At 44.0% G+C, this 9,574-nt stretch carries 9 protein-coding genes and 1 pseudogene; all 10 read left to right on the top strand.

Annotated features, from left to right (window positions below; translation table 11 throughout):
• Positions 1-215, top strand: a pseudogene (locus tag ACCM36_RS00945) ([dimethylamine--corrinoid protein] Co-methyltransferase); the annotation flags it as partial.
• Between the two features lie 116 nt (positions 216-331).
• Entirely contained in the window at positions 332-1,807 is a 1,476-nt protein-coding gene (locus ACCM36_RS00940) for an APC family permease (protein ID WP_370571824.1), read from the top strand.
• Positions 1,808-1,909: 102 nt separating this feature from the next.
• Entirely contained in the window at positions 1,910-2,551 is a 642-nt protein-coding gene (locus tag ACCM36_RS00935; protein ID WP_370571823.1) for an NAD(P)H-dependent oxidoreductase, read from the top strand.
• 147 nt (positions 2,552-2,698) lie between these two features.
• Entirely contained in the window at positions 2,699-3,124 is a 426-nt protein-coding gene (locus tag ACCM36_RS00930; protein WP_370571822.1) for a peptidylprolyl isomerase, read from the top strand.
• A 202-nt stretch (positions 3,125-3,326) separates the two neighbouring features.
• Positions 3,327-5,261: a hydantoinase/oxoprolinase family protein gene (locus ACCM36_RS00925; RefSeq protein WP_370571820.1), complete on the top strand. Its 1,935-nt coding sequence runs from the start codon at positions 3,327-3,329 to the stop codon at positions 5,259-5,261.
• A 58-nt stretch (positions 5,262-5,319) separates the two neighbouring features.
• A complete protein-coding gene (locus tag ACCM36_RS00920; protein WP_370571819.1) occupies positions 5,320-6,051 on the top strand; it encodes an NAD-dependent protein deacylase in 732 nt (243 codons plus the stop codon).
• A gap of 317 nt (positions 6,052-6,368) precedes the next feature.
• A complete protein-coding gene (locus tag ACCM36_RS00915; RefSeq protein ID WP_370571818.1) occupies positions 6,369-6,578 on the top strand; it encodes a hypothetical protein in 210 nt (69 codons plus the stop codon).
• 618 nt (positions 6,579-7,196) lie between these two features.
• Positions 7,197-7,427 carry a hypothetical protein gene (locus tag ACCM36_RS00910; RefSeq protein ID WP_370571817.1) on the top strand — a complete coding sequence of 77 codons (231 nt, stop codon included), beginning with the start codon at positions 7,197-7,199 and terminating at the stop codon, positions 7,425-7,427.
• 35 nt (positions 7,428-7,462) lie between these two features.
• Positions 7,463-9,238, top strand: a complete 1,776-nt coding sequence (locus tag ACCM36_RS00905; protein ID WP_370571816.1) for a disaggregatase related repeat-containing protein — start codon at positions 7,463-7,465, stop codon at positions 9,236-9,238.
• Positions 9,239-9,430: 192 nt separating this feature from the next.
• On the top strand, positions 9,431-9,571 hold the full coding sequence (locus ACCM36_RS00900; RefSeq protein WP_370571815.1) for a hypothetical protein: 141 nt from the start codon (positions 9,431-9,433) through the stop codon (positions 9,569-9,571).
• The last annotated feature ends 3 nt before the right edge of the window (positions 9,572-9,574 follow it).

Below are 9,574 nucleotides of genomic sequence, written 5' to 3'. Positions count from 1 at the left end.
ACGATGCCAAGAACTATGTTGCCAAGAAACTGGGTGTTACTACAATGGATCTCTCGGACGAGTATGTCATGAGGGAACTGAGAGAAGAGCTCGGTATTGGCGTTGTAACCTCTGTTGCAGGCAGTCCGAAGGGATATGCTGCGAAGATGAATATCGAAAAGCTGCTTGACATCAAGATAAACTGCTGTGAGAAATTCAGAGGGAAGCTGAAGTAACTTATTTGAGTCGCATTGACCGGGAACTTGCGGTGCAAGGGGACGGTCAATTTTTTCGTCTGATATTTATGAAGTTAACTAAGTGGGATTAATTATAGAATAAAGGAGTGATAAAAGTGACTTCTAAAGAAGAGGGGATTGACTGGCAACATGCAGAACAATGTGCCAAAGTTGTCTGTGAGACCAGTGGTCTGGAAAGGACCATTGACTGGAAACAGGGCCTGGCCATTGCTATTGGTGTACCTCTCCTTATATTGCCATCTATAGGTTATTTTGCAAGTTATCTATGGTCCTTTGCAATTATTGTGTGGGGTTTATCAGTGTTCCAGGGCTTCATGCAGAACCTTGCTTATGGTGAACTGGCTACAACCTTCCCGAACGCTTCGGGACTTCCGGGATTCGCCCAGAACGTGTTCAAAGGAGACGGTTCTCAGAAATATGACAAAGGTAAGCTCATAGGAGGTTTCAGCGCATGGAGCTACTGGTTCGCATGGAATCCTGTGCTCGCCATTTTTGCCATCCTTGTGGGAAATTACCTCCAGGGTCTGATCCCTGCACTTTCCGGATTCTCGGCATATAGCCTTTCCCTTGCCGCCGGGGTTGTAATATTTGGAGGACTTATTATCATCAATTCCAGAGGTCTTTCAAGCGGTGCTACCATGGGATACATCCTTGCATTCCTCTCCCTTGCCCCGCTGGCGGTCATTACATTCTCTCCTTTTGTCACAGGTGACTTTGTACTGTCCAACATCACGAGTTCATGGCTTCCAACTGACTGGGCTTGGGATCTTTCTCACATATTGATCCTGCTGGGTATTTTCGCAATGGCACAGTGGAGTGCATGCGCATGGGAGACAGCGGCGATATACGGTCCCGAATACAAGAAACCAAGTTCTGACGTGCCAAAAGCTCTGTTCAGCTGTGGTTTCGTCTGCCTGTTCACTTATATACTTGTCCAGGCAGCAGTTACAGGAACGCTGGGTATAGAAGGAGTACTTGCAGAGCCTATCTCTCCCATGTTGCCACTGGCTCAGGCAGCATTGGGGCCCATAGGTGCATACATCTCCATTATCATGCTTGTTGCAGCTATGGTACTGATCATCCAGACAGCTTTCCTGGGGTCTGCAAGAGCTATGCATTCCATGGCAATTGAGGGTAATCTTCCTCACATATTTGGTAAGATCAATGCGAATGGAACTCCTGTCTTTGCTATGATCGTTATAGCTCTCTTCAATCTGGCGCTCATATCTTTTGGAACACCTACTGCCATTCTGGCGGCATCTGCTATAGGATATGTCTGTGCTAACGGTATTAGCCTGTTCGCATATGTTAAGGCCAAAAAGAACCCAATGCTTGCCGGTCTTGAAAGGCCTTTCAAGGCACCATCCGGCTGGAAGAATGTTGCACTGCTGTTCGGTCTCTTTAACCTGCCTCTGTGCCTTATTGGTATAATCTATCTGAATAGCCTTGAGATAGGGTGGACTTCAACGATCGTAGGTTTCATTGTGCTGAGCCTGTATATCCCTATGTGGTTCTATTCACAGCATGAAAACCATGTAGAATCCAGAAGGACGCAACCGGTTGCACATTGAACCCAAAGAACGATTCCCTCTCATAGAGAGGGATATTCTATTTTTATTTTGGTTTAGCATATTCTCAAATAGTACAATCCCATAAATGGTATGGGGAGAAATATGAACATACTATACATTTATGCACATCCGGAACCTGCATCTTTTAACGCAGCCCTGAAAGCTACCGCTCTGGAGACCCTGGATAGATCAGGTCATGAAGTAAAGGTCAGCGATCTCTATGTCATGCACTTCAAGCCTGTGCTTGATGCCAGTGATTTCCTGCAAAGGAAAAAGAAAGATATTTTAAACCTGTTCCCAGAACAGATCAATGCCAGTAAAACGGGTACCTTTGTACCGGAAATAATAGAAGAAATGGAAAAAGTGAAATGGGCTGATCTGCTCATATTCCAGTTCCCTATATACTTCACCGGGATGCCTGCCATCATGAAAGGCTGGATAGACAGGATTTTTGCAGCAGGCTTTGCATTCGATCCCATCACTCAGGGAGTCTATGACAAAGGCCTGTTAAAAGGTAAAAAGGTCATGATGACCATCACTACAGGTGCCGATGAAAGCCTTTATTCAAATAGCGGGGCACATGGAGATATCAATGACCTCTTAAAATACATCACTCATTGCATATTTGAGTTCACTGGTCTGGAAGTTCTGCCTTCGTACATCATGTTCGCTGTGAACAGCCAGTCAAGAGAAGCAGGTAAACAGCGTTTGGAAATATATGGCGAAATATTGAAAGATCTCTGATCGATCATTGTGTAAGACTACTGTTCGCCGATTCCATGCGATATATAATGTATATCACATTTCCTCACCAAAAAGCCTAAGTAATCTCAATCCTTCTCTGCCCAAAAAAGAGTGTTTACTTGTTTTGCACAAACCGAGTTGATATTTTTGCCAATAAAAGATGGAGATACAATAAAGATCGATTATACCGGAACACTGGATGACGGTACTGTTTTTGACAGTTCTGCAGACCATGAGCAACCTCTTGAATTCACTGTTGGAACGGGGCAGGTCATACCGGGTTTTGAAGATGCTGTAAGAGGCATGAAAGTGGGGGAAGAGAAAACCTTCAGAATAGAAGCTTGCGAGGCCTACGGTGAAATAAACCCGGACCTTACTCAATCATTCCCAAGATCAATACTTCAGTCTGACGTGGAAGTCGAGATTGGAATGGTTCTGATGTTAGGAACACCTGACGGTCAGCAGATGCCTGCAATGATAACTGAAGTGACAGATGAGACGATCACACTTGACATTAACCACCCGCTTGCAGGACAGGCTCTGACCTTTAGTATTAAGGTCATTGAAGCATAATTATATACTATTTTGAACTCGTTATGCGGGTTCAAACCTTCTTTTCAGTATTTCATTCTTCTTTTACTACAGGCGACCGTGAGATTTCAGTTTCCAATTGTGAAGAGGAGTTTCAATAGTTTTTGAAATGACAGTTCTTAAATAAAATACTGGACATATGCCTTCCTATCTAATATTTTTGAAAACAGGGAGGAGATAAATTTTGCATTACGGCCTTGGTATTGATGCTGGCGGGACGTATACGGATGCGGTCCTTGTACGCGGTTCGGATGGTGCTGTAGTAGATGCTAAAAAAGCTTTCACCACTTATCCTGATCTTCAACAGGGTATCAGTGCAGCTCTGGATTCCCTGGACCAGGAACTGCTCCGTCAGGTAAATCTGGTTTCGGTCTCGACCACGCTTTCCACAAATTCTCTGCTTGAGGGGACGGGCACTCCTGTAGGCCTGGTACTCATAGGACAGCACACTGCCCAGAAAGAATTTCCAACACCGTATATGATCAATGTTGCAGGGGGACACGGACCAAGTGGAGAGGAAGAGTTCCTGCTGGATACAGATGCCATCCGAGATTTCGCCATCAGAACCCAAGACTATGTATATGCGTATGCTATTTCCGCATTCTTTGGTACCCGCAACCCTGAACATGAAATGCGTGCGAAATTTGTTCTCCAGGAGATCACAGGCAAACCTGTAGTATGCGGCCACGAGCTTTCCCAGGAACTGGGAGCCTATGAAAGAGCAGTGACTGCTGTACTAAACGCTCAGTTGTTACCTATAACCCATCGTTTTGTCAGTGCAGTTATGACAGACATAAAGAAACGGGGTATCAATGCAAGAATGCTGATGCTCAAGTGTGATGGTTCGGTGTATAATATAGAGGATGCACTGGAGAAACCCATTGAGACCATTTTCTCCGGCCCTGCTGCAAGCATGCTGGGTGCATCATACCTTGCCAAACTTGATACATGCGCAGCTATCGATGTGGGAGGAACAAGTACAGATGTATCTGCCATATATCATGGTGTACCTGAAATAAGCCCTTCCGGCTCTGTAGTAGGAGGATGGAAAACAAGGGTAAGAGCTATGAAAATGGAGACTTCGGCTACTGGAGGAGATAGTCACGTATGGGTGACGGAAGGAGAAGTAAAGGTCGGTCCACGGCGTGTCATACCGTTGTGTGTTGCTGCGGTGCAATGCCCGGGATTCCTGCAAAAACTTAAGCACATGCGGCTTATGCCACGCAAGTCTCTTAGCGAGAACTACCAGCCAACCAAATTCTTCGTAAGAACTGAATACGAGAGTATAGGACTTACAGAAGAAGAGAATGAAGTGTTAAAGCATATCGCCACAGACCCTGTAAGCATACATGACCTTACCACAGCTATGCATCGTATGCCTCCGGGAGGAGTGCTGGATTCCCTTATAAGGAAAAGACTTGTGCAGGCAATTGGTTTTACACCTACGGATGCCCTGCATGTAAGAGGCGAGTACACTATCTGGAATGGTGAGGCATCTCACGCCGGTGCAGAGATCCTTTCACGTTACAATGACATGAAAAAATACGAGTTCTGTACTCATGTGAAAGAACTTGTGGCAAGGAATATGGCCCATGACCTGATGGTCTTCCTGTTGCCTGAAAGGAATGAGCCTCTGGTGGATGATGTGCTAAGCGGTCAGTATCATACAAAGTTCGGTGTTAAGTTGCCGGTGGTATTGTTGGGTGGACCTGCAAAAGCATATACAGAAGAAATGTCAGCTTTGCTGGATGCAGATATAATAGTGCCTAACCATGCGGATGTAGGCAATGCCGTGGGTGCTCTGGCAGGCAAGGGTGTGAAAAGGGTCCAGGTGCTCATCATGCCCGCATCCATCGAGAACCCGGGAGAGGATTTCCTTTTATTTTATCCCGGTGGCAGGGAGCGCTTCCCGGAATACAGGGATGCTTTTGAGCGTGCAAGGCAGATAGGACTTGAACTTGTGCTCGAATACGAAAAACGCTGCGGTATAAGTGAAAATGAGACACATGTCAACATTTCAGTGAAGAACATTGCTCCGGAAAATTGGTCCCATCCACCCCTGGAAACCAGAGTGACCGTTGTAGGTGTGGGTAACCCTATGATGATATTGAAGGAGTGAAGAAGATATGAGAGTGATCAGATAAAGAATATATACTCTTCAGCAACAATCTCTCTTTATGCATCAACTCCTCTCCCTTCTGCGTAATTCCAGTCACTGCGTCTTTCTTAGTGGTGCTGGCATCTCCACACTGTCAGGTATACCGGACTTTCGGGGAAGCAAGGGCATATATAAGCAGTTCGATGCGGATAAGATATTTGATATTCATTACTTCCGCGAGGACCCTGCATATTTCTATACTCATGGAAGAGAGTTCATCTACAACCTGGAAAAGAAAGAGCCAAACATCATCCACAAGATGCTGGCAAAATTAGAAGAGCAGGGCATGGTGAAGTCGATAATCACCCAGAACATAGACATGCTGCACCATCAAGCAGGCTCAAAGCGGGTCATAGAGATCCATGGCTCCCCAGCACAGCACACATGCCTGCACTGCGGCAGAAAATTCCCGTATGAGCTTATCTCTCCGATTGTACACGGACCGCAGGTTGTACCTAAATGTGACGGATGTGGAGGCCTTGTTAAACCGGATATTATCTTTTTTGGAGAAATGCTGGACCAAAATGCCCTCGCACAGGCAATTTCCGAAAGCTCGAAGGCCGACCTTATGGTGGTTATTGGCTCATCTCTGGTGGTGCACCCGGCAGCATCCCTGCCTCTGAACACTGTAAAACATGGTGGTAGGTTGGTCATAGTCAATAACATGCCCACACCGCTTGATGATTACGCTTACCTCAGATACCCGGACCTTGAAGAAGTGTTCAGGTACCTGGAAAAAGAAGTGCAATAAGCAGTTCATTGCTGATCATTAAGAGAAATGTAACACTCCTTGATCTCCTCTTTTGTGATTATATCGTGGATATTCAGGACATCGTCATCTATCTGCTTTCCTTAAAGGTGTATATAGGTCTGAGGCATGTTAAAACTCTGTACTCATCACAATAATTCCACCATTTTATGGCATCGGAAAAAAACAAAACATAGATTAAAATTATATTATTATTTGCTTTATTTATTGCGTATGTTTATATGGTTCCTCCTCATATACTTCTTTTGGTATCCACTAAGGTAACTCTAAGTTCCCTCTAACAAGTGGAGTGGGTGTGTATGCGAATCAGATCAAGTAGATTAATCTATTCTGGAATTGTATTGCTGTTTCTGTTACTGAGCGTAGGAATAAGCTCAGCTGATGACGTCAATGTGGAGTTTGTCAGTCATTTTGGCGGAGAAGTCTTCGATGTTGCTGTGGCATTCTTGATCATGAGCATGCTGACAATCAGAGTAGTAGCGCCAAAGACTTCAGAAGGTGAGATATGATGGCAGACAAAGAAACCTCTTCTTCATGCAGCACATGTACAGATTTAGAGTTTAATGTTCAGTCAGTATGTTGCGGTACATGCGACAGCTATCATACTTCTCTCCCATCAGGTGAAGTTGCAGTGATGGCATATTGCAGCCGTCGCATGGAGCCAAAATATGCATATGAATGCTGTGCAATTCACTCTGCATATACCAGAAGTGTGCCGTTGTCAGGCAGACCAGTGTCTTGTGAAGATTCGTCCTCTAAATAACTGTGGTGAGCTGTACAAGAAGACTCAATCACAGCATTGTAGAATTAGTTGTTCTTGACAAGGAATAAAATGAATTCTGGACTCAGTCTAGTCTCTCGTGGGTTGATCTATTACAGTAGACTTTGAGCAATCCAATCTGCTTGCCTGAAAGGTGCACATACGTCTGAGGCATATTAGAACCCTGCACTCATCACAATAATTCCACCTTTTTATGGCTTCAGAAAAAAACAAAATCAACAATTAAAATTATATTATTATTCGTTTTATATATTGAGTATGTTTATATAGTTCATCCTCGTATATCCTTCTTTGGGTATCCACTAAGGTAACTCTAAGTTCCCTATAACTGGTGGAGTGGGTGTGTATGCAAATAAGATCAAGTAGATTGATCTATGCTGTAATTGTATTGCTTGCTTTGATACTGACTGCAGGAATAAGCTCTGCTAATTACGTTACTGCTGATTTGATCAGTCACTTTGGCGGATCTGTTCGGGATGTTACCGTAGAAGGCGATCATGCCTACGTATCCAGCGATGGTCTTTTGATTGTGGATATCAGTGACCCCACAATATATTTTATTTTTATATGGAAGTGAGGAATGGGACATATAGGTAGGGGAGTGGTATTAAAATGAATAATAATATAACAAATTTCATAATAAAAAGTATGAAAAGCAGTAAAATAGCAGTATTGCTAGCTGCTTTAATTCTTTTTGCGATCATACCTACATTAGTACAGGCAGCTGCTCCAGCAGAACAGTGGAATAAGACATTTGGTGGAATAATGGATGATGCAAATTCTGTTCAGCAAACTTCTGATGGGGGATACATTGTAGCAGGAGAGTCATGGGGAGGTGGTGGACGTGATGCTTGGCTAATAAAAGTTGATAGTAATGGTAACCAGCAGTGGAATAAGACGTTTGGTGAATCAGATATTGATTATGCATCTTCAGTTCAGCAGACTTCAGATGGGGGATACATAATAGCAGGAACTACCATCCAGTACGGAGCTGGTGGTGAGGATGCTTGGCTAATCAAAACTGATAGCAGTGGTAATGAACTGTGGAATAAGACATTTGGTGGATCAAATTATGATGTTGCAAATTCAGTCGATCAGACTTCTGATGGGGGATACATTGTAGCAGGAGGTACTGTGTCGTACGGAGCTGGTGACTCTGATGCTTGGTTAATAAAAGTTGATAGTAGTGGTAACCAGCAGTGGAATGAGACATTTGGTGAAGCCCGTTGGGATAACGCAGAATCTGTGCAGCAAACATCTGATGGGGGATACATAATAGCAGGAGGTACTGAGTCCTACGGAGCTAGTTGGATGGATGCTTGGTTAATCAAAACTGATAGTAATGGCAACCAGAAATGGAGTAAGACATTTTGGAATCTCGCAGACCATTGGGAGTATGTATATTCAGTTCAGCAGACTGCTGATGGGGAATACATACTAGCAGGAGATAGTGGGTACGGAGATGGTGGAAGCAATGATGCTTTGTTAATCAAAGTTGATAGTAATGGCAACAAGAAATGGAGTAAGATATTTGATGGAACAAGTTCTGAGGGTGATAATAAATTTTCAGTTGATCAGACTTCTGATGGGGGATACATTGTAGCAGGATCTACCAATTCGTACGGAGCTGGCGAAGATGATGCTTTGTTAATCAAAGTTGATAGTAATGGTAACCAGCAGTGGAATAAGACGTTTGGTGGATCCATGCCTGATTCTGCATATTCAGTTCAGCAGACTTCGGATGGGGGATACATAATAGCAGGGACGACCCGGTCGTACGGAACTGGCATAGGTGATGCTTGGCTGATAAAAGTTGCTCCCTTATCTCTTACTTCTTCCTATGACAATAGATTGCGTGAGTCATCCTCGTGCTCAGTTCTTGGCACTACACCCTATATTGATGTTGGAAAGAGCACATCTCGTGCCAGGGATGTGATGTGGTTTAACCTTAACATGTACAACACAACCGACACCATATCCCGGGCAACACTCTCACTCTTCTGGTATTATCCAGCAGGCAAGACACGCACTTCGGATACTGTTGTGGAGATCTACAGGCCAGGGAAGTGGAACCCAAAATATGTGACCTGGTACTACCATGATTATCGCAAGGCGTGGAAACCAGTAGGTGGAGCGTGGTTCGATGCAAATGGCGTTGCTCAGGGTACTACCCCTTATGCTTCAGTAACTTTCCCGGCTGGTACAGTGCCCGATAACAAGTACTATGAGTTCGATGTAACACAGCTAGTGCAGGAATATGTAACCGGTACTAACAACACCGGATTCTTCCTCAAGGCGAAGACAGAAAGTGGCAATTACATTGCTTTCTACAGTTCAGATTGGCGGAATGCTGACCAGAGACCTAAATTGACTGTGACATCATCATGAGGATGAAAGATACTAGAAGCCAGAAGAAGTGGATCTATTGAGTGTGAGCGTAAAATAATTCGCTCCACTTGATTTTTATGCTCTATAGAATAACAATCAAAATAGGATCAATCGGCCAAACTTGAATATCGAGGACTTATACAGAGCCTTTTTTTTGGGCATCTTTTAATATTAATTAATTCCAATATTTAGATGGGTAATGTAACGGGAAGGACCTCTAAGTTCCCTATAACTGGTGGAGTGGGTGTGTATGCAAATAAGATCAAGTCGATTAATCTATTCTGTAATTATATTGATTGCTTTGACACTGACTGCAGGAATCGGCTCAGCTGATGA

The organism is Methanomethylovorans sp. (assembly GCF_041305605.1).
Taxonomy (GTDB): domain Archaea; phylum Halobacteriota; class Methanosarcinia; order Methanosarcinales; family Methanosarcinaceae; genus Methanomethylovorans.
The sequence above is the reverse complement of the archived record's forward strand: the minus strand, read 5'-3'. Positions and strand labels throughout refer to the sequence as shown.

Coding starts and splice junctions, on each gene's coding strand:
- ACCM36_RS00910 (WP_370571817.1), top strand. CDS start 7,197: ATGCAAATAAGATCAAGTAGATTGATCTATGCTGTAATTGTATTGCTT.
- ACCM36_RS00900 (WP_370571815.1), top strand. CDS start 9,431: ATGGGTAATGTAACGGGAAGGACCTCTAAGTTCCCTATAACTGGTGGA.
- ACCM36_RS00915 (WP_370571818.1), top strand. CDS start 6,369: ATGCGAATCAGATCAAGTAGATTAATCTATTCTGGAATTGTATTGCTG.
- ACCM36_RS00905 (WP_370571816.1), top strand. CDS start 7,463: ATGAATAATAATATAACAAATTTCATAATAAAAAGTATGAAAAGCAGT.
- ACCM36_RS00935 (WP_370571823.1), top strand. CDS start 1,910: ATGAACATACTATACATTTATGCACATCCGGAACCTGCATCTTTTAAC.
- ACCM36_RS00920 (WP_370571819.1), top strand. CDS start 5,320: ATGCATCAACTCCTCTCCCTTCTGCGTAATTCCAGTCACTGCGTCTTT.